Below are 21863 nucleotides of genomic sequence, written 5' to 3' on the forward strand. Positions count from 1 at the left end.
CATACCATGCGCTGGACATTCGCCTTCGTTTGGCTATGCCTTGTCGGGAATGGTACTGCGACCGGACAGACCCCTGTTGACCACTCACGCCAAGATTTCGGCGAACTCCTCCATCGGCTTCGGATCAAGTACGACAGCTTGATCGCCGCAGGCGATACATTGGAGATATTCAGGGAGGGGGGCGATTACACCAAGTTCAAGAAGTGGGAAAGCCAGTGGTCGTTGAGGATATCGCATGGCCAACCGTTCGAGGAATTCATGGCCGCTGAGCAGGCTGGTGAGGCCATCCTTCCCGATCGAAAAGCCCATGCCAAAAGCAATCAGGACATGTGGCATGAGGTGGGTCCATTGGACAAACCCTATTCTGATGTACCATATGGATTGGGGAATCAAGGCCAGAGAATGGAGCCTGGAATTGGGCCGGTCCACTTCATCACCATCTGCGAAGAGGACCCGGATCTAATGTTGTGTGGCTCAGCCCTTGGTGGATTATTTTATCGTCGCTTGTCCACGATGAGCAAATGGCAGAATGCAGGAAGTGACCAATGGCTCAGGAGTCCATGCCGGCATGCTGTATTCAAAGTGGATGACCCTAACGTTTGGTACGCGGCGAACTCCGAACATTTGGGCTTCGTAAGGGGGATATACCGAAAGAATCTCAATGATTTGACGTTGGATATGATAGCGGACCATTCGGACCTGGGTGAATGGAACAAGATCGCACAACTGCAAACGGATCCCGATAATGCCGATGTGCTATACGCAGCGACTTGGGATGGTCTGTTCCGGAGCACGAATGTGAACGAGCCTGATCCGACATGGGTGAAGATCATGTTACCTGCGCCAACTAACGACCTGACCTACGGGGACTACACCTACCTGCCATGGCAACGGATACACGACATCGCCATAGAACCCGGCAATGGACAGCATTTGTATGTGGCCGTCATGTTCAGCGGTGAAAAGACGGTCGACGTGGGAGGGACTCCTACTGTACTCAAAGTTGAGTATTGGCGGCTCCTTCAATCATTCGATGCCGGAGCCAACTGGGTGGTGGTGTCAAACATGCCTTCAACCAATTGGGTGACGGATCCCGACGACCCCAGTCTTCAACGAAACCACCGACGCATCAACATCGAAACATCGATGCACGACCCGGAACTCCTCTATGTCATGCTTGACATATACAGTCCACCATGGGCAGGGAAGGTGTATCGTGTTTCCGACCTTGATGTACCTGCTTCTACAACATGGACACACTTGGCTGATAACCAGGTAGTGTATGGAGATGGTTATGGATATGGCGTGTCACAAACAACGTTCAACGACATCTACATCGGGCATAGTGATCGTTACAAGACCGCTCTCAATGTCACGACAGTACAGTATGGAAACCTACATGCTAATGCCGAACAATATCATGTGGATGTCGAGGATTTCGTGGGGCATCCAACGCAAGCCGGGGAGGTATGGATGGCCAACCATGGAGGTGTACATCGGTCCACGGACGATGGAGCGAATTGGGAGTGGTTGGGCCATGGGCTTGGTGTAGCAGAGGTATACCGCATGGCGGATTCATACTCGGAGCCGGGTCGTATTGCACTCGGTTTGTACCACGATGGAGTCGTACTTTCTGATGATGTATTCGCTCCGGACTGGGTTCCTAGTTGGCGTCAACTGGGAGGTCTCGATGGACAACGACCACTTATACATCCTATTGAGGGTAATAGGATATACTGGAATTCGCAGCATAATTATAGCAGTTTCAATTATAGAAGCGCAGATTATGGGGTGAACAGAACTTTGCTAAATAGCCCTGGGTCAACGGATTGGAACACGGATTGGGCCTTGCACAGAAGGGCTATCGGAGTATTGTTCACGCACAGGCAGGTGTCATCTGAAGGCCAAGAGATCCGACGATCGCTGGACAATGGAAGCACTTGGGAGGACGTTTCGAACTTTCATGCACTCAACTCAACGATGCCGGACTTCCTCAGTTCTGGAGTCTGGAGGATCTACCGGCCGTGGTCCGCTCCCGATCAACTTTGGGCTCATGTCATTGTTAAGCGCATCAGTGGTTCGCCAGACATTCAAAAGCTTTACCGCACCATGGACGCTCAGGCATCAGCGGCAGATGTCCTGTCAAGTTGGGAAGAGATGGCCTTCCCCATGATCCCGGACCCTGATGACCTTGGTGCGATGATCCCCAGGAACACCGGACATTGGATCGCGGATCTCGACTTCGACCATTCCAACCCCAATGTCGCGTGGATCGCCTACTCGTCGGATGCACCAGGCACTGATGCTACCGGCCGGCACATGCTGTTCCGAATGGACTATAGTTTGGCCCCGACCGATCCGGGCTACCAGGTCGATTACACCGGCAGCTCAGACAATGCTCTGCCGAATGCGGGCATAGGCTGGGATGCGTTGGTACTCGAACGTGGTAGCAATGGCGGTGTTTACCTGGGAACGGACATGGGGGTGTTCTACACGAACGCCGCGTTCATGTCCGACGGAACAGAATGGGTCCATTTGGGCTTGGGGCTCCCTCGTGTACGTATCCAGGGACTGGAGATCAACTATCAGGTGAACAAGGTCAGGGCTGGGTTGCAGGGAAGGGGGGTGTGGGAGCACAACTTGTATTGTCCCGAGTTCGATGAGCTGATAGAATCGGGCACCTATGGTGCGAACGCATTCATTGAATCCTTGAGCTTCATCGAGTCCACGGCCGAGATCCCAAGTGGGATGGAAGTGAACTATCGGGGTGGAAGCGAGGTTCGCTTGCTGCCGGGCTTCCGTGCCGAGGCAGGGTCCCGGTTCCACGCGTTCATCCACCCTTGCAACGGGCCGGGCAACAGCTTCAAGATGATGCCCTATCAGGGGACACCTACCAATGACGTAAGGAGTTGGAACGCGACAGCCACCTCGAAATTGAAAGTATATCCCAATCCGAGTATGGGTAGTTTCACCATTGAGCATCTGGAAGAGTCGCCAATTGTACGGGTGGATCTATGTGATGCACAAGGAAGGGTTGTCCCCCTCTCTTGGCGATCAGCGCACGATGGCAGATTGCTCTGTGAAAGCGGATTGCTGGTACGGCCAGGCATCTACGTGGTCCGGACGGTCACAGAAAATGGACGCACAAGTAAGGGCTCAGTTCACATTCAACATTGATTTTCATGCGCATCATTACTTCCCTGCTATTGGGCATGGTCATGCTCCCGGCTGTCATGGCGCAGCAGTCCATTGCGATGTCGAACGCCAGATGGACCGTATCAGAGCATTTGGGCCCGAACATAAACAATATATTATATATCCGGACGTCAGAAAGTGGGTATGACACGATCATTGATGGAAAGGTGTGTAGCAAACTGTTCTGGTACAACGCCGATGTTCCATTCGGAGCACTATGGGACAATATGCAAGGCCAGGTGATCTTTTATCGGTTCCAAGATAGCAGTGAACACCTTCTGTACGACTTCGATGTATCAGTGGGCGACACCGTGCATGTCTTCAATGAGCCCTATCAATGGGATCCCATCATTGTGACAGCGGTAGACACGATAACTGTGGCCGATACACCTCGGAAACGTATACACTTGTTCAATTCGGAGGTATACTGGATAGAATGGATTGGTGGCACCCAAGGCTTGCTGACCACGTGCGGTTGTATCACAGTATCCATGGCGTATTGGCTGGATTGCATGAGTGCCGACAACGTGATCCAGTTCCCTGTGGATCTGTCGGGGGGAGAGGGGCACTGTTTTTCTCCTGCCGGTATGGTGGAAGTGGGATATGGTCATGTGTTGCGGATCTACCCCAACCCCACCCCCGGCCGCTTCACCGTGGAGTTCCCCGATCCCCTGCTGAAGGACAGCTACTACAGCGTGTACGATGCCATGGGCCGGTTGCTCTACCAGCGGCCGCTGCCCACCGGCGCCACCGTGGAGGAGGTGGATCTCTCGCGCTTCGGGCGCGGCACCTATGTGCTGCGGGTCACGGACCCCGAGGGGCAGCGGCATGAACGGGTGGTGGTGGAGTAGGGCCGCATGCGCACGCGCCTGCTGCTTCGGTCCCGGCATGGCGCTACCTTTGCCGCCCTCGCTACACGGCCATGCCCATCACCATCGAAGTCATGCGCGCCAAGATCCACCGGGTGAGCATCACCCAGGCGGCGCTCAACTACATCGGCAGCATCCAGCTGGACGAGGACCTGATCGACGCCGCCGGCATGGTGGAGGGCGAGAAGGTGCAGGTGGTGAACGTGAACAACGGCGAGCGGCTGGAGACCTACATCATCAAGGGGCCGCGCGGCAGCGGCATGGTGAGCCTCAACGGCCCGGCGGCGCGCAAGGCGCAGGTGGGCGATGTGGTCATTGTGGTGGCCTATGGCAGCATGCCGCTGGAGGAGGCCCGCGCCTTCCGGCCGGTGGTGATCTTCCCCGACGAGCGTACCAACCGGCTGAAGTGACCCGGGCATGAAGAAGGCCCTCCTCGGCGGCCTCCGGATCCTGGTTCCGCTGGGCCTGGGCCTTTGGCTGGTGGTGTATTTCTACCGGCAGCTGGACGAAAGCCAGCGCGCCGAGCTCTTCACCGCCTTCGGGCAGGCCCACTGGGGCTGGCTGGGCCTCACCGTGCTGCTGGGCTGGGCCAGCCACGCCAGCCGCGCCTGGCGCTGGCGCTACCTGCTGGACCACCTGGGCCACCGCGTGGGCTTCTGGAACAGCTACCACGCCACCATCACGGGCTATTTCATGAATCTGCTGCTGCCCCGGGCCGGCGAGGCCAGCCGCGCCATGACCTTGCGCCGCACCGACGGCGTGCCCTTCGAGCGCGGCTTCGGCACCATCCTCGCCGAACGCGCCGTGGACATGGTGATGCTCCTGGGCATCGCGGCGGTCACGCTGCTGCTGCAACTGGACAAGCTGGACACGATCCAGGAGCGCATCGTCCGGTTCCGCGCCGCCCGGGAAGCCGGTCAGGTGGAACCGATATCGCCCTGGTGGTGGGCGCTGGCGGCCGCAGCGGTGGTGGCGGGCATCGCGCTGGTGCTCTCGCGGCCCGCCTGGAGGGCGGTCCTGCGCGGCGTGCTGCGCGGGCTGGTGGACGGTATCGCTTCGGTGCTGGGCACCAAGCACAAGCTGCCCTTCCTGCTGCACACCTTCCTCATCTGGGGCCTTTATGTGGCCATGTTCGCCGTGGGCTATCAGGCCCTGCCGGAAACCGCCGCCGTGCCCATGGCCGGGGTGATGGCCGCCTTCATCGCCGGATCGTTGGGCATCATCCTGGTGCAGGGCGGCATCGGCGTGTACCCGGCCTTCGTGGCGCTGATCACCGGCATCTACATGGCCGCGCCCGAGGGTGGCGGCCTCATCCGGCCCGATGCCCTGGCCATGGGCTGGCTGCTCTGGACCGTGCAAACGGTGATGATCATCGCGCTCGGAGGTCTCTCGCTACTTTTGGTCGCCCGCAAAAGCGCCCCGCCCCAGCCATGAGCACCGAGACCACCACCGCACCTGCCGACCGCCGCGTGATGGACCTGGTGCAACTGCAGCGCCTGTGCAACATCTGGCGCATGAAGGGCGACCGCATCGTGTTCACCAACGGCTGTTTCGACATCCTGCACCGGGGCCATGTGGAGTACCTGCGCGAGGCCGCCGCACTGGGCGATCGTCTGGTGATCGGGCTGAACAGCGACGCCAGTGTGCGCCGCCAGGGCAAGGGTGCCGACCGCCCCTACAACGACCAGGACAGCCGTGCGCTGGTGCTGGCCGCCATGCGCCTGGTGGACGCCGTGGTGATCTTCGATGAGGACACCCCGCTGGAACTGATCCAGGCCATCGGCCCCGATGTGCTGGTGAAGGGCGGCGACTGGACCGAGGACCGCATCGTGGGCGCTGAACTGGTGCGCGCCAATGGCGGCGAGGTGCACAGCCTGAAGCTCGTGGAGGGCTTCTCCACCACGTCCCTGGTGGAACGCATCCGCCATGGCGGCTAAGGTCCGATCCAGGTTCGTCTGCCAGAGTTGCGGCGCCAGCCAACCGCAATGGCTGGGGCAATGCCCGCAATGCAAGGCCTGGAACACCTTGGTGGAGGAGGTGGCCGACCGTGTGGAGGAGAAGCGCGGGCTGCCCCGGTCCCTGCAGGACAAACAACCCAAGCCGGTGGCCATCGCGGACATCCCCGCGCAGGACGGGCCACGCATTCCGCTGGGCGATCCCGAACTCACACGCGTGCTGGGTGGTGGGCTGGTGCCCGGCAGCATGGTGCTGCTCGGTGGTGAGCCGGGCATCGGCAAAAGCACCCTGCTGTTGCAGGTGGCCATGAACGGGCCGCACACACGCACACTGTATGTGAGCGGCGAGGAGAGCGAGCACCAGGTGAAGATGCGCGCGGAACGGCTCGCGGCACCCGGCCGCGCAGCATCGGCGGACAGCGACTGCTTCGTCCTCACCGAAACGAACACGCAGCGGATCTTCAAGCACATCGAAACACTGAAGCCGGACCTGGTGGTGATCGACAGCGTGCAGACGCTGCACACCGCCGTGCTGGACGCGAGTCCCGGCAGCGTGGGCCAGGTGCGCGAATGCACTTCGGAGTTGATGCGTTTCGCGAAGACCACCGGTGTGCCCATGCTGTTGATCGGCCACATCACCAAGGATGGCTTCATCGCCGGGCCGAAGGTGTTGGAGCACATGGTGGACGTGGTGCTGCAATTCGAGGGCGACCGCGACCATGCCTACCGCTTGTTGCGGCCGCTGAAGAACCGCTTCGGCAGCACGAACGAACTGGGCATCTATGAGATGCGCGGCAGCGGGCTGGCCACCGTGGAGGATCCGAGCCGCGTGCTGCTGGGCGACCGCCGCGAGCGCCCCAGCGGTGTGGCCGTGGCGGCGACCATGGAAGGGCAGCGTCCGTTGCTGATCGAGGTGCAGGCCCTGGTGAGCAGCGCGGTCTATGGCACGCCCCAGCGCAGCAGCACGGGTTTCGACCTGCGCCGCCTGAACATGCTGCTGGCCGTGCTGGAGAAGCGCTGTGGCTTCCGGCTTGGTGCGAAGGACGTCTTCCTCAATCTCGCCGGCGGCTTCCGCGTGGAGGAGCCGGCCATCGATCTGGCGGTGGTCTGCGCCGTGCTCAGCTCGAATGCCGACATCCCGATCCCCATGGACACCGTGTTCTGCGGCGAAGTGGGCCTCACGGGCGAGATCCGCCCCGTGGCGCGCAGCGATCAGCGCGTGGCCGAGGCCGCCAAGCTGGGCTTTGGCCGTGTCTTCCTGCCGGCTGGCACCAAGGGCTTGTCCGTGCCCAAGGGCATCGAAGCGGTGCTGGTGGATCGGGTGGACGATGTGCTCGCCCGCTTGTTCGGCTGAAGTGCTGACGGGCGATCAGGGCTGGAACTTCCGCTGCGCGGCCTGCATCACCTCGTAGCCGTCCGCGCGGTAGAGGTAGGCCACCAACGAACAGTTCGCCGGGTTCCAAGCGGGGTCCATGGCCACACCGGCATAGCTGAGCGTGAGCGTGTCACCGGGCTGGGCCCCCGTGGGTACCATGGCTTCGCCCCAGGTGCCGTTCAGGTTGGTGCGCAGCACGTAGCGGTGATCGTAGTCGGGAATGTCCGGCGGCGTGGCCTGCTGGTTGATCTGCCAGTCGATCACATGGTCCTCCAGCAGATACAGGGTGAGTTTCAATTCGGTCCCGATGGGCTTCAACACAGCGGCCTTGATCACGGCGCCCACGGTGTTCGCGCCCGCATTGTGGTCGATGCTCTCCACCCACAGGTCCACATCGGCCTCCTGGCCGACCAGCGCACCAATGGCGCTGCCCCAATTGCCCTGGCTCAGCGTGATGCTGTTGTTGTATGGCTTGCGGCTCACCACGCCCGTGGGCAGGAAGCTCACCCCGAAGGCCGTGGTGTAGGCATCGCCCGCCGGGGTGCGGAAATCGGTGGAGTAGCTGCCGTCCGCATTCGGTGGTGAGACCGGCGCTGCGAAGGTGCTGGTGGCGTGGATGCCCACGATGATCAGCTGGTCGCCATAGAAGGTGCTCAGTTGCTGTGCCACCACGTGCGCGGCGGGACAGGTGCTGCAGCGGTGTCCGGTGAACTCCTCCAACAGCACACGGCGTGTCACCACCGTGCCGCCACCGCCGCCACCGCCGCCGCCGGGCGGAATGGGTTCATTCACCTGGTCGCAAGCGAAGAACAGGGTGGATGCGGCGAACAGGATCGCGGTCCTTGTGATGGTCATATCCTGTCAGAAAGTGCTGGTGATCGACAAGGTAAGACCGTTGGCCGCGGGCACCACGCGGCACACGCCGCCCACGCAGAAGATGCCCGCGCGCTGGCGGCCGTAGTTCACTTGGAAGCGGTTGCCGCCCCGGATGTAGCCCACCGAGCCGATGGGGTAGTGCAGGCGCAGGGGTTCCACTTCTTCCTTACCGTCCTGCAGGAAGGTGTCATCCAGCGTCACATAGTTGTACTGGTCCATCACGGCCAGGAACCAGTGCGGGCTGAAGGTGAACTCGGCCAGCACCGTGGCCCAGTTGCCCTGGTCCTGCTTGGTGCTGAGGTGCTGCGCCTCGAAACGCACCGAGTTGCGGTCGTTGAACTTGTAGAGGCCCTCCACGATGGCCATACCCGCGTAAACCACGGGTTTGCCGGGCTTGCCCTGGATGATGTCGATGTCGTATACCAGATCGATGTAGGTGAGGGCCAGTTCCCACTTCTCACTGATGCGCTTGCGTATTTCCACATTGACGTCCTGGAAGTACAGGTCCTCACCCGGGGAGAAGAACGAGGTGCGATATCCCTGGCGTGTGGTGCCCAGGTCATCCAGCGCGCTGCTGTCCAGCGACCAGGCCACACTGTAGTTGAGCGCGATGCGGGTGCCATACTTGCCGCCGAGCTTGGTGCCCTTGCGCCACTTGTAGAACACTTCGCCTTGCGCGGACACTTCGCCGTTCGGTTGTGTGGCGTAGGGGTAGAGGGTGGCGGGCAGGTTGTAGGTATGCTGCTTGGCCAGCGGCGGCAGGAAGTTGATGTTGAGGTCGAAGGGCGTGGGCGCCCCGCGATCGCTCATGTAGAACATGTTGTCGAAGGCGTGCGCGCCCGCGCTGGCACCGAAGCCCTTGGTGGACCAGGTGGCGTTCACCAGCAGCGCCTGGCCGGGCTTGTAGATGAAGCCGTTCTGCACGTTGGGGTCGTTGATCTTATAGGCGTACTCGGTATAGAAATTCAGCCTCGGGGTGGTCCAGTTGGCGCGCAGGGCCCAGGCGCCCACATTCTCGGGCAGCACCAACAGGGGGTCGCGATCTTCCTGGTATTTGCTCACGAAGCCGCCGCCGATCGTCAGGTTGTGGGCACTGGTCCAGAGCGTGTCGAACAATTCGTTCAGCGATACTTCCACATCGATGCCGCGCACGAGTCCCGCGCCTTTGGTGAAGCCATTGTCGAAGGCGAAGCGCTGGCGGCCGTAGACACCCTTGAGGCGGACGCCGCGGTAGGGCGTGTAGCGGAGGCGCACACCATCCATGGCATTGTCCACGCCGAGGTAGCGCTCCTCGTAGCTGCGGAAGATCATGCCCTGCCCGAATTGCTCGAAGAAGTTGCCCACGGTGACCTCCAGGTCGCTCATGGTGTACTTGGCGTAGCGGTAGCCCACGCCGCTGCCGCGCCAAGGCTGGCCGGCGGGATAGCCCGCCAGGGCCGGTTCATAGCTCTCGAAGCGGCCGCCGGCCTCGAAGTTCTTCCAGGTGTAGATCAGGTTCATCCAGCCCTGTGCCGACAGTCTTTCGGGTGGCACCACGGCATTGATGTCCTCGTCCTCGTTGTAGTACTGCGCGTCGGTGCTGAAGTTGCCACTGATCTGCGCGCCTTCCTGCGACCGGCCCATGGCGGCCAGGAACAGCAAGGAGATGGACAGCGCGCACCTCAGGGTGCGGTGGTCGGGGCACATGTGGCGGATCACTTCTTGCCGGCCACTTCCAGCACCTTCTTGAAGAGCTGGTTCTCGTCGCCGGGCACGTAGTTGTTGTGCTGCCACACCACGTCGCCGTTGCCATCGATCAGGAAGGTGTGCGGCACGTTGTTCACGTTCAAGGCGCGCTTCAGGTCACCATTGGGGTCGAGGTACACCTCATAATCCCAGTCCTGGCCATCCACATAAGGCTTCACACGGGCCATGCTGCGGGCATCGTCGATGCTCACGGCGATGAGCTTCACACCGGTCTTCGCGCGCCAGTCATCGTACACGTCGGCGATGGCCGAGAGTTCCTTCTTGCAGGGCGCGCACCAGGTAGCCCAGAAGTTGATGATGATGGGCTTGCCTTCGTTGCTCCACTTGCGCACGTCCACCTTCTTGCCGTCCAGGGTGGAAAGGTGGGTGGCCGGAAGCTTGGCGAGGTTCTGCGCCGTGGCGAGGGAGAGACCGAACAGGGAGACGAGGAGTATGGCGATGGAGCGCATGGAGATGACTTCGTGGGGGAGGGTACGCACGAAGGCCAGCGGACGGACGATCATCGTGCCGAACCGCTGGCCTTGTGCTTCTTCTCTATTCGTACGTCACGCGATCAGCGGTTCACGACCACTTTGCGCGTGGCGGTCATGCCATCGGCGAGGATGTTCAGGTAGTAGGTGCCGTTGGCCAGGCCGTTGAGGTCCAGGGTGGCACGCTGCTCGCCGGGGCCGAAGCCATGGGCGTTCTGCATCACCACCGCGCCCAGCATGTCGAACAGGGTGAGGTTCACCGTGGCGGCCGTGCGCAGGTCCAGGTTCACGAAGAGCAGTCCGTCGGTGGGGTTGGGGTAGATGGCCAGCCCCTCGTCCAGCAGGTTCTCCTCCACGCCGGTGACGGTCTGCAGCATCTTGTGCTTGGTGCTGCCGCCGAAGTTGCCGCCGTTGATCACGATCTGGTTGTTGGACAGGTTCTTCACCTCGAAGAATCCTTGACCGTAGGCGCAGCAGATGCCATCGCCGAAGAAGTCATAGGCCTCGAAGGTGTAGCAACCCACGTTGGGCAGGTTCACCACCTGCGTGTACGTCTGGTTGTTGCCGTAAGTGCCCGGGGGGGTCTGCGGCGGTGGGAACTGGCCCGTGCCGTGGTTATTGGCCACATAGGAGTTGCCGCCCTGGCCCATCACGGCGCCGTTGCCGTCCACGATGCGCCAGTAGAACTCGTTGCCATAGTTGTCCGTGCGCACCTTCACTTCCACCGCTCCGGAGATCTGCGGCGCGATGGCCACCTGGATGTTCTCCGAGTTGCCCTGCGGATTGTCATCCGTTTGCCCGTTGGGGCTGGAGACCACGGCCTCATAGGTCATGGGCGTGGTGGCCGTGGCGGCGAAGTTGATGTTCTGGAACTGGTGCGGGGCCAGGCTGCCGGTCCAGTTGATGGTCTCCACCACGGTGTTGCCGTTCTTCAACTGAACGGTGGCCGAGGTGAGCGGGCTGGTGCCGGCGTTGTATAGAATGGTGTTGATCGGGTCGCCGGGGCAGCTCTCCTTGTCGTCGTTCAGCAGGGTGGCGTCGTTGGGGCCGTTCTGGAAGGGGGCCGGGCACATGTTGCGCCAGTTCTGGAAGAACTGCCACAGGTTGCTGCGCTGGATGGTCTGCGCGGGGCCGCCGCCGGGGCAGTGGACGAACAAGGTGGGGAAGGCATTGAAGTTGTACTGGCTGCCCACCACATTGCCTTGGCCGTTGGGGCCGATGATCGGGTAGTTGGTGCCAGCTGCCCAGTTGCCCTGGGTGGAGCCGATGCCGTTGATCAGGTTCATCGTGCTCGGCGGGTTGGTGGAGGCATCGATGAAGAAGATCATCAGATCATTGGTGCCCTCCGGGCCGAATTCATGCATCAACTCATGCATCACGCCGCCGGTGTGCCACTGCCAGCAAGGACCGCACCAGTGGGCGCTCAGGTCCACCAGAACGGTCTTGCCCTGGTTCAGGTAGCTCTGGAGGTTGTGTTGCACACCGTTGATGTCGGTGGCCGTCCAGTTCTGCGCGGTGGCGGCTGCCGCGATGCCCATGGCCAGGGCGGGCGTAAAGAGTAGTCTTCCGTGTGTCATGATCATCCGATTGGGTTTGTCGAGAGCGATATGCCTTCGGGCCCGGACGTGCTGTGGTGCGGCCGGCGGGTTTGGGCGGAACGAACATAGTGCAAGGCGGTACACCTCAATAGACCCCTTGCCCATGGAAAGAGATCGCCGTTGGGATCCTATCCCCGGCCCATGATGCATCAGCTTGATCCTTACCCTGATGACCTCCATGCCAGTGGCCTATTTTTGTGTCGCCGTCCTAGTCCACCACGACCGTCGATCCCCATGATCCTACGCTACGCCCTTTTCCCCCTTGCCGCCCTGTCGTTGCTCCAAGCCGCCGCCCAGGGCATTGTGACCCTGACCGATGGCGGGGGCAACACGGTGAACGGTTCCCTGATCCACAAGCCGCTCACGCCGGGCTACCATACGGATACGGTGAAGGTCTATGCCGAACTCACCGGATCCACACCCAAGCAGGTGAATGTGCGCCGCTATGAGATCTGGCCGGTGGCGGGTTCGCAGAACTTCTTCTGCTGGGGCGTCTGCTATCTGCCGGTGGCCTCCGGCGTCAACCTTTCATGGGATTCCCAACACCCCTTGAACCTGAACCCTGCCTGGACCTATAGCGACTTCGGAGCCTATTACATGCCGGAGGGACAGACGGCCGTGACGCGTTTCCGCTTTGTATGGTATGACATGGCCAACCCGAACGGGGCGGACAGCAGCTGGGTGGACATCGACTTCGGCGGCACGGTGGGCATTCTGGAATCCCCATTGGCCAGCCTGGACATGACGCTTTGGCCAAACCCCACAGCGGGTCAGCCGGTGCAAATGGACTACCGCCTGCCCGGCGACACGCGCAACGCCTCCCTGGTGGTATACAACGCGCTGGGCGAACGGGTGAAGACCATCGCTCCGCTGCGTGCCGAAGGGCGGTTGGTGCTTCCCACCGCCGACCTCGTCAGTGGCATCTACTTCGTGAATCTGGAGCAGGGTGGCCGCATGCTGGGCACCCGGCGCTTGGTGGTGACCCATTAAGGGACCTCCCCCGCCAACAATCTATCGGCCAGCCAGGGCACACCCTCGCTGGCCGATCGCTTGATGTGGACGATCGCTGATGCTGTCCATGCAGGGGCCTTCGGGTCCACCAGATAACGGGAACAGTCCGGTGGTGCCATATCCACCAGCCCTGCCGCAGGCCAGACCTGCAGGGAGGTGCCCACCACGATGAGGACCTCTGCCTCACCCACGATGCGTGCGGCCTGGGGAAGCAGCGGCACCGCTTCGCCGAACCAGACCACATGCGGCCGAAGTTGGGAACCCAAGGGGCATGTGGCCCCCCAGGGCAGGATGCCGCCTTCCACCGGCAGCAACAGATCGGGGTCGGCGGTGCTGCGCGCCTTGCGGATCTCGCCATGGAGGTGCAGCACGTACGAGCTGCCGGCCCGTTCGTGCAGGTCGTCGATGTTCTGGGTGACGATCCGGACGTCAAAGGCTTCCTCCAGCCTGGCCAGGGCCTCATGGGCCGCGTTCGGCGCGGCTTTCAGGACCTGGTCGCGCCGCTCGTCATAGAAACGCAACACCAGCTTCGGGTCGCGTTGCCAGGCCTCGGGGGTGGCCACGTCCTCGATCCGGTATTCCTCCCACAGGCCATCACCGTCGCGGAAGGTGCGCAGGCCACTTTCGGCACTGATACCGGCCCCGGTGAAGGCCACCAAACGCGGTCGCCGCATGGTCCGAAAGGTATCCCTATGAAAATGCTGTTCGCCCCACGCTTGCGACAGGTGTGAAGCATTCCTTTATTTTCGGGCCCCTTCCCGAGGCACCAACCCCCGCGCCCATAGCCGCACCGTTACTCCCCCTACCTTAAGGAAGCCAGTATCCCAGGGGCCAGGATGATCGACAGCCTGAACGGTGAGCTATTGCTGAAAGCGACGGACCACGTGGTGGTGGAATGCCACGGCGTGGGTTACCTCGTGCATGTCTCCGCGATGACCTTGACGCGCATGCCCGACCGCGGCGCGTGCCGTGTGTTCGTCCATTACGGGGTCACCGTGGATGTGCGTTCGGGCCAGAGCGAACATCGACTGCACGGATTCCTGCGACCCGATGAGCGCGCCATGTTCCGGCGCCTGATCGAGGTGCAGGGCGTGAGCGCCACCCTGGCCATGGCCATCATGGGCGCACGGGACCTGGCGGGGCTGGAGGAGGCGATCGCCCTGGGCGATGAGGCGAGTTTCAAAGGGGTGAAGGGCATCGGGCCGAAGCTGGCGCAACGGATCATCAGCGAGTTGCAGGGCAAGGCGCCACTGTCCACCGGCCTGCCGTCCGCGGCGGTCGCGGGGGCGGGCAATACACTCCGGGCCGAGGCGTTATCGGCACTGGTCTCGCTCGGTCTGGACCGGGCGAAGGCCGAACGGTCCCTGCAAGCCGTTCTGCGCGACCACGCCTCGGAACCACCGGCATTGGAAGAGCTGATCAAGCTGACGCTGAAGCATATCTGAGGGAGGGGCAGGGGTCATGTCACGTAGCATCATCGGATCATTCCGCCAGCGGATCGGAGCACTGGGGCCATGGGCCCTGGTGGCGGCCATATTGCTGTTGGCAGGCTCGGTGGAAGCGGCTCCTTCATTGGGGCTGGTGCTGCAGGTGGACAGCCCCGAAGTGGACCTGCCCTGGCCCATCGGCGATCCCCTGGCGCCAGGCCAGCCCGCGCCAGGCCTCATCAATCTGCAGGATCCCGACAACATCAACAACGACGTCATTTACGATCCGGAGACGGGCCAGTACATCCTGCAAAGCACCGTGGGCGAGAACTTCTACTTCCGCCCGCCCATGAGCATGTCGTTGGAGGAGTACCTCAACTACGACATGGAGCGCGCCATGGAGACCTACTGGCTGGACCGCGTGGAGCAGGACAGCGAGAGCGCGCAGCGGAGCCTGGTGCCGGTGATCAAGGTGCGGGGCGAGGCCTTCGACCGCATCTTCGGCGGCAACACCATCGACATTCGCCCGCGCGGTTCCGCCGAGGTGATCTTCGGCGTGAACACCAGCCGGACCGAGAACCCGCGCATCCCGATCAACCAGCGGCGCATCACCACCTTCAACTTCGACCAGCGCATCCAGCTCAACCTGGTGGGCAGCATCGGCGAGAAGCTGAAGATCAACACCAACTACAACACGCAGGCGACCTTCGATTTCGAGAACCAGGTGAAGCTGGACTACACCGGCTACGAGGACGAGATCATCCAGAAGATCGAGGCGGGCAACGTGAGCCTGCCCTTGCGCGGAACATTGATACAAGGCAGCCAGAGCCTCTTCGGCCTGAAGACCGAGTTGCGCTTCGGGCGCCTGACGGCCACGGCCATCTTCAGCCAGGAGAAGGGCCAGCGGCGCAATGTGCAGACCGAGGGCGGCGCGCAGACCACCCACTTCAACATCAAGGCGGACGAGTACGAGGCCAACAAGCACTACTTCCTCAGCTACTACTTCCGCGAGAACTACGAGAACGCGCTGCGCACCCTTCCCACGATCAACAGCGGGGTGCAGATCACGCGCATCGAGGTGTGGGTGACCAATACGCGGCAGGACTTCCAGCAGAACCGCAACATCGTGGCCTTCACCGACCTGGGCGAGGACGCCAGCCCGGCCGCCATCGCCGCCGGCCAGGTGAGCAACGACCTGCCGCCCGGCCTGCTGATCGACAGCCCGCTGGACTTCGCGGCCAACGAGGCCAACAACCTGTACGCGCTCGTCGCCGGCAATCCGGCCATCCGCGGCTTCTTCCAGGCCTCCGGCGCCTTGCAGGCCCTGGGCCTGCGCGACGCCCGCCACTTCGAGCGCCTTGAAAGCGCGCGCCTGCTGCTGCCCAACGAGTACACGGTGAACGAGCGCCTGGGCTTCATCTCCCTGAACCAATCGCTGAACAACGACGAGGTGCTTGGTGTGGCCTTCCAGTACACCATCCAGGGGCAGACCTTCCAGGTGGGCGAATTCTCCACCGACGGCATCGGCCCGCCCGACGCGCTGATGCTGCGTCTGCTGAAAGCCACCATCACCGATCCCCGCCTGCCGATGTGGGACCTGATGATGAAGAACGTCTATGCCTTGGGCGCCTTCCAGGTGAACCGCGACAATTTCCGGCTGGACCTGGTGTACAACAACCCGGTCACCGGCGTGGACATCAACTACATCCCGCGTGCGCCGCTGGACCAGATCCCCCTGCTGCAATCCCTGGGCCTGGACAGGCTGGACCCGCAGAACGCGCCGAACCCCGACGGGTGGTTCGACTTCATCGATGGTGCGGCCACCACCGGGGGCACCATCCAGGCGCAGAACGGCAGGGTCTTCTTCCCCGTGCTGGAACCCTTCGGCAGCTATCTGGACCGCCAACTCATCGGCCCCGACCCGAACAACCCCATCCAGCCCGAGCAGATCCGCCGCACCATCGTCTACCAGCAACTTTACGACAGCACGCGCACCGCGGCGCAGTTCCTGCCCGAGCTGAACCGCTTCAGCATGCGCGGCAGCTACCGCAGCGCCAGCAGCGATGTGATCTCCCTCAACGCGGTGAACATCCCGCAGGGCAGCGTGGTGGTCACCGCCGGTGGTGTGCGCCTGATCGAGAACCAGGACTACACGGTGGACTACAACCTGGGCCGTGTGCGCATCCTGAACCAGGGCATCCTGGAAAGCGGTACGCCGATCAACATCTCGCTGGAGAGCAACTCGCTCTTCAGCATACAGACCAAGACCCTCGCCGGTGCGCGGTTCGACTACCGCGTGAACCGCGACCTGGTGATCGGTGGTACCATCATGAATCTCTATGAACGGCCGCTGACCCAGAAAGTGAACGTGGGCGATGAGCCGATCAGCAACACCATCGTGGGCACCGACGTGAGCTGGCAGAGCAAGTCGCAATGGCTCACCAACCTGGTGGACAAACTGCCCTTCTATGCCACCAAGCAGGAATCGAACGTGACGGCCAGCGCCGAGGCGGCCTACCTGATCCCCGGCCACAGCCGCGCCATCGGCAACGCGGGCACCAGTTATATCGACGACTTCGAGGGCAGCGTGAGCGTGATCGATCTGCGCACGCAGGCCCTGTGGTTCCATTCCTCCACCCCGCAGGGCATCGACCTCTTCCCCGAAGGCGAGTTCATCGACGACCTGCGCACGGGTTTCCGCCGCGCGCAGTTGAGCTGGTATGTCATCGATCCCCTCTTCTTCCGCAACAACCCGCTGACCCCGGACCATATCCGCAACGACGCCGCCATGCGCAGCGACCACCGCATGCGCGAGGTGCTGGAGCAGGAGGTCTTCCCCAACCGACAGCTCGCCGCGGGCACGCCGGCCAACATCCCCGTGCTGGACCTCACCTACTACCCGCGCGAACGCGGCCCCTACAACTACTATCCGTTCAACCCCAACGGCAACCCCAATGGGGACCGCCTGAACCCCGACGGCACCTTCAACGACCCGGAGAACAACTGGGCGGGCATCATGCGGCGCATCACCACCACGGACTTCGAAGCGAGCAACATCGAAGTGATCCAGTTCTGGATGATGGACCCCTTCTTCAACGCCAGCAACAACCAGGGCGAGCCCGCGACCAACGTGAACTCGGTGAACAGCACCGGTGGAGACCTCTACTTCGACCTGGGCAACATCAGCGAGGACATCCTGAAGGACGGGCGCAAGTTCTTCGAGAACGGCCTGCCCAAGAACCTCTCCGACGTCGCCCAGGAGACCGACGTGACCAACTGGGGCGTGGTGCCCACCACCCAGAGCATCGTCAACGCCTTCGCCATCGTGGAGAACAACTCCAACAAGTACCAGGATGTAGGACTGGACGGTCTCAGCAGCCAGCAGGCCGATCTGGAGGGCCGCACCGAACAGAACTTCTTCTCAGGCTACCTGGACCAGGTGGCGCAGGTGGTGACCGAGCCCACCGCCCTGGCCGCCATCCAGTTCGACCCCAGCAACGATGACTACCGCTTCTTCCGCGGCAGCCAGCAGGACACCGAGCAGCTGAACATCCTGGACCGTTACAAGCGATTCAACGGCCCCGAGGGCAACAGTGTGACCGACGAGGACAGCCAGGAGAACTACCCCACCCAGCAGACCACGCTGCCCAGCACCGAGGACATCAACCAGGACCAGAACCTGAGCGAGAGCGAGAGCTATTTCCACTACAAGATCAGCATGCGGCCGCAGGACATGGTGGTGGGCCAGAACTTCATCACCGACCGCATCCTGGCCACGGCCAACACGCCCGAAGGCCCCAAGCAGGTCTACTGGTACCAGTTCAAGATCCCCATCCGCCAGCCCACGCGCGTGGTCAACGGCATCCAGGATTTCCGCAGCATCCGCTTCATGCGCATGTACATGCACGGCTGGCAGCAGGAGGCCACCCTGCGATTCGCCCGCCTGGAATTCGTGCGCGGCGAATGGCGCAAGTACCTCTTCAGCCTGGAGACCCCCGGCGAGGTCATCGGCAGCGACCCCGACCCCACGCTCTTCGAGGTGGCCGCCGTGAACATCGAGGAGAACGGCAACCGCACGCCGATCAACTACGTGCTTCCGCCGGACATCAACCAGGAGATCGACGTGGCCAGCGCCAACCTGCGCAACCTGAACGAGCAGAGCCTGCAGCTGAAGGTGTGCAACCTGCGCGACGGCGACGCCCGCGCGGTGTTCCGCAACGTGAGCTTCGACATCCGCAGCTACAAGAAGATGCGCATGTTCGTCCACGCCGAAAGCAGCGACCCCAACCTGCCGGTCGAGTTCGGCGACGTGAGCGTGTTCATCCGCCTGGGCAACGACTACGAGCAGAACTACTACGAGTACGAGATCCCCGTGCGGCCCTCGGAGTTCTTCAACCGCGACCCCTACAGCGTGTGGCCCGAGGCGAACAACATGGTGATCGAGTTCGCGCGTCTCAACGACCTGAAGATCCAACGCGACCAGGCGGGCATCGCGCGCAACCAGCGCTACGCGGGCAACGATGGCGACCGGCGCGTGTTCGTGAAGGGCAATCCCAACCTGAGCCGCATGACCACCATCATGATCGGCATACGCAACCCGGCCAAGGACGGCGAGGAGGGCAATCCGTGGAAGGCCGATGACGGGTTGCCGAAATGCCTGGAGGTGTGGGTGAACGAATTGCGCCTGACCGACTTCGACCAGCGTGGTGGCTGGGCGGCGCTGGCCCGGGTGAACGCGCAGCTGGCCGACCTGGGCAACGTGAGCATCGCCGGCAACTACAGCACACCCTTCTGGGGCAGCATCGACAAGCGCGTGAGCGAGCGCAGCCGCGAGACCACCTACGGCATCGACGTGGCCGCCAACTTCGAGATGGGCAAGTTCCTGCCGGAGTCCAGCAACATCCGCGTGCCCATGTTCATCGGCTACGCCGAACAGGTGAGCAACCCCCAGTTCGATCCGCTGAACCCCGACATCGAATGGGCCGACGCCACGCGCACCCTCACCCGCGAGGAGCGCAGGGAAAGGCTGAAGCAATCACGCACCTACACGCGCAGACGGTCGATCAACTTCACCAACGTGCGCAAGGAACGCGCGCAGGGCAAGAAGGAGCACTTCTGGGACGTGGAGAACCTCAACTTCACCTATTCATACAGCGACCAGGAGTATTTCGACATCAACACCGCCTTCGAGAACACGCGCATCTACAAGGGCGCCATCCAGTACATCCACAATCCGAAGCCACGGCCCATCGAGCCCTTCAAGGAGATCGCGCTCATCAAGAAGAGCAAGTGGCTGAAGGGCATCCGCGACTTCAACGTGAACATGGGCTTCAAGCAGGTGAGCCTGCGCACCAGCGTGGACCGCATGTACATGGAAAGGCTCATCAGGCCCAACCCGGACATCGAGAGCCTGCCGCAGCTGCCCACCTACAACAAGAACTTCAACTGGACCAGCCAGTACGGATTCCGGTACGAGCTCACCAAGGCGCTGAAGGTGGACGTGAACGCCAACAACATGGCGTGGATCGGCGAACCGCCCGGCCGCGTGGACCCGAAGATCCGCGGCGAGTACGAGGTGTGGAAGGACAGCGTGCTCACCAGTCTGCGCAACTGGGGCGAAGTGACGCGCTACGACCACACCATCGGCGTCACCTACACGCTGCCCTTCGACAAGCTGCCCATCACGGACTGGATCACGGCGAACACGGCCTACACCGCGGGCTACCAGTGGGACCGCGCCCCGCTGACGCAGGACAGTCTGGGCCACACCATACAGAACTCCCAGAACATCTCGGTGAACGGCCAGTTGAACTTCGTGAACCTGTACAACAAGGTGAAGTACCTGAAGAAGATCAACGACAAGGGCCGATCGCGGGCACCGGCACGGGCCCCCTCCGCGCGGCCGGGCGGCGGCGCGCAGCCCACCCAGCCCACGGAGCCGGAGAAGTTGAAGATCGATCCCCTGGAAGGCCTCGCGCGCGTGCTGATGACCATACGCACGGGCACCATCACCTACAGCCAGAACTCCGGCATGATGCTGCCCGGCTGGGACCGCAAGACCAACGCGATGGGCATGGATCCCGGCTTCGGAGCGCCCGGCTGGGGCTTCATCACAGGCCAGCAGAACCACGACCTCAGCGGCGACATCGTGCGCGACTTCGCGCAGGAGGCGGCGCGCAACGGCTGGCTCGTGCAGACACCGTCCATCTTCAACCCCTATACCCAGACGCGCAGCGAGAACATCAACGCGCGCCTCTCCCTGGAGCCCTTCCGGGGCATGCGCGTGGAACTGCTGGCCAACCGCACCAAGGCCGAGAACCGCCGCTCCTTCTTCCGCTGGAACGAGGAGTTGGGCGATTACGTGAACGACAGCCCGCAGGACATGGGCAGCTTCAGTGTGAGCATGCTCACCTGGCGCACCGCATTCACTTCGGACAACGAGAACTTCGTGAACCGCATCTTCGAGAACATGCTGGAGTTCCGTCCCGTGATCAGCCAGCGCCTGGGCGAAGCGAACGAACTGAGCTCGCTCGATCCGGAGACCGGCTTCTACACCGGGTATGGTTCCACCAACCAGGATGTGGTGATCCCCGCCTTCCTCGCCGCCTATACCGGCCGCGATCCGGACAAGGTGGATCTGGATCCATTCTCCTTGATCCCCGCGCCCAATTGGGACATCACCTACGACGGCCTCACCAAGCTGCCCTGGTTCTCCAAGCGCTTCCGCACCTTCACGGTGAAGAACAGCTACCGCAGCAACTTCAACATCGCCAACTACATGACCAACCTGCTCTATGTGCCGGGCGGGTTCGAGGTGGACGCGGCGGGCAACTACATCCCCGAGCGGCAGATCATGACCATCACCGTGCAGGAGGTGATGCGGCCGCTGATGGGTTTCGACGCCACGCTCACCAACAGCCTGCTGGTGAAGGTGGAGTACAACCGCGACCGCAACCTGAGCATGAGCCTGACCAATTACCAGGTGACGGAGGTGCGCGGCAAGGAATACGTGGTCGGCACGGGCTACCGCTTCAAGAACGTGCCCTTCCCCTTCGCCATCGGTGGCAACAAGCCCAAGAGCGACTTGAATCTGCGTGTGGACCTGACCCTCCGCGACAACGCCACGGTGATACGCAAGATGGAGGAGCGGCAGAACCAGGTCACCGCCGGGCAGAACATCCTTTCGATCAAGACCAGCGCCGACTATGTGTTCAACGAGCGCCTCAATGTGCGGGCCTTCTACGAACGCGTCGTGAACACGCCTGTGATCTCCACCAGCTTCCCCAGCGCCAACACCAATGCGGGCATCAGCCTGCGCTTCACCCTGGCGCAATAGCGTGC

The 21863-nt window shown here is 62.2% G+C and carries 14 protein-coding genes; 9 read left to right on the plus strand and 5 right to left on the minus strand.

Translation table 11 applies throughout. From position 1 onward, the window contains the following. Window positions 1–6 precede the first annotated feature (6 nt). From KIT10_12775 to radA, 6 genes are all read left to right on the plus strand, one after another. Window positions 7–3177, plus strand: coding sequence for a T9SS type A sorting domain-containing protein (locus tag KIT10_12775; protein MCW5900133.1), 3171 nt, complete (start codon window positions 7–9; stop codon window positions 3175–3177). A 509-nt stretch (window positions 3178–3686) separates the two neighbouring features. Next, entirely contained in the window at window positions 3687–4046 is a 360-nt protein-coding gene (locus KIT10_12780) for a T9SS type A sorting domain-containing protein (GenBank protein MCW5900134.1), read from the plus strand. A 77-nt stretch (window positions 4047–4123) separates the two neighbouring features. Further along, window positions 4124–4474, plus strand: coding sequence for an aspartate 1-decarboxylase (gene panD, locus KIT10_12785; GenBank protein MCW5900135.1), 351 nt, complete (start codon window positions 4124–4126; stop codon window positions 4472–4474). A gap of 7 nt (window positions 4475–4481) precedes the next feature. Beyond that, window positions 4482–5498: a flippase-like domain-containing protein gene (locus KIT10_12790; GenBank protein MCW5900136.1), complete on the plus strand. Its 1017-nt coding sequence runs from the start codon at window positions 4482–4484 to the stop codon at window positions 5496–5498. After that, window positions 5495–6001: a D-glycero-beta-D-manno-heptose 1-phosphate adenylyltransferase gene (rfaE2, locus tag KIT10_12795; protein ID MCW5900137.1), complete on the plus strand. Its 507-nt coding sequence runs from the start codon at window positions 5495–5497 to the stop codon at window positions 5999–6001. Before KIT10_12790 ends, rfaE2 begins: the two co-directional genes overlap by 4 nt. Next, entirely contained in the window at window positions 5991–7373 is a 1383-nt protein-coding gene (radA, locus tag KIT10_12800) for a DNA repair protein RadA (protein ID MCW5900138.1), read from the plus strand. The genes rfaE2 and radA overlap by 11 nt, the downstream gene beginning before the upstream one ends. Before the next feature lie 15 nt (window positions 7374–7388). Here the strand turns inward: radA and KIT10_12805 are convergent, their stop codons facing one another. The 4 genes from KIT10_12805 to KIT10_12820 all read right to left on the minus strand — a co-directional run bounded on the left by KIT10_12805 (window position 7389) and on the right by KIT10_12820 (window position 12063). Next, on the minus strand, window positions 7389–8249 hold the full coding sequence (locus KIT10_12805; GenBank protein MCW5900139.1) for an Omp28-related outer membrane protein: 861 nt from the start codon (window positions 8247–8249) through the stop codon (window positions 7389–7391). A 6-nt stretch (window positions 8250–8255) separates the two neighbouring features. After that, a complete protein-coding gene (locus KIT10_12810; GenBank protein MCW5900140.1) occupies window positions 8256–9956 on the minus strand; it encodes a hypothetical protein in 1701 nt (566 codons plus the stop codon). Between the two features lie 8 nt (window positions 9957–9964). Then, complete coding sequence (locus tag KIT10_12815) at window positions 9965–10465, minus strand: TlpA family protein disulfide reductase (protein MCW5900141.1); 501 nt, start codon at window positions 10463–10465, stop codon at window positions 9965–9967. A gap of 104 nt (window positions 10466–10569) precedes the next feature. Then, a complete protein-coding gene (locus KIT10_12820; GenBank protein ID MCW5900142.1) occupies window positions 10570–12063 on the minus strand; it encodes a T9SS type A sorting domain-containing protein in 1494 nt (497 codons plus the stop codon). A 255-nt stretch (window positions 12064–12318) separates the two neighbouring features. Between KIT10_12820 and KIT10_12825 the strand changes: the two genes are divergently transcribed. Then, window positions 12319–13074 (plus strand): T9SS type A sorting domain-containing protein, encoded by a 756-nt coding sequence (locus tag KIT10_12825; protein ID MCW5900143.1) that lies wholly within the window; start codon window positions 12319–12321, stop codon window positions 13072–13074. On the opposite strand, the gene KIT10_12830 is transcribed toward KIT10_12825, so the two are convergent. Next, window positions 13071–13769, minus strand: a complete 699-nt coding sequence (locus KIT10_12830) for an NAD-dependent deacylase (protein ID MCW5900144.1) — start codon at window positions 13767–13769, stop codon at window positions 13071–13073. The genes KIT10_12825 and KIT10_12830 overlap by 4 nt on opposite strands. 162 nt (window positions 13770–13931) lie before the next feature. Here KIT10_12830 and KIT10_12835 point away from each other — a divergent pair, with 162 nt between their 5' ends. Then, window positions 13932–14540 carry a Holliday junction branch migration protein RuvA gene (locus tag KIT10_12835; protein ID MCW5900145.1) on the plus strand — a complete coding sequence of 203 codons (609 nt, stop codon included), beginning with the start codon at window positions 13932–13934 and terminating at the stop codon, window positions 14538–14540. 16 nt (window positions 14541–14556) lie between these two features. Then, window positions 14557–21858 (plus strand): cell surface protein SprA, encoded by a 7302-nt coding sequence (gene sprA, locus KIT10_12840; protein ID MCW5900146.1) that lies wholly within the window; start codon window positions 14557–14559, stop codon window positions 21856–21858. Window positions 21859–21863: the final 5 nt, after the last annotated feature.

The sequence above is a fragment of the Flavobacteriales bacterium genome, from assembly GCA_026129465.1.
Taxonomy (GTDB): domain Bacteria; phylum Bacteroidota; class Bacteroidia; order Flavobacteriales_F; family PHOS-HE28; genus PHOS-HE28.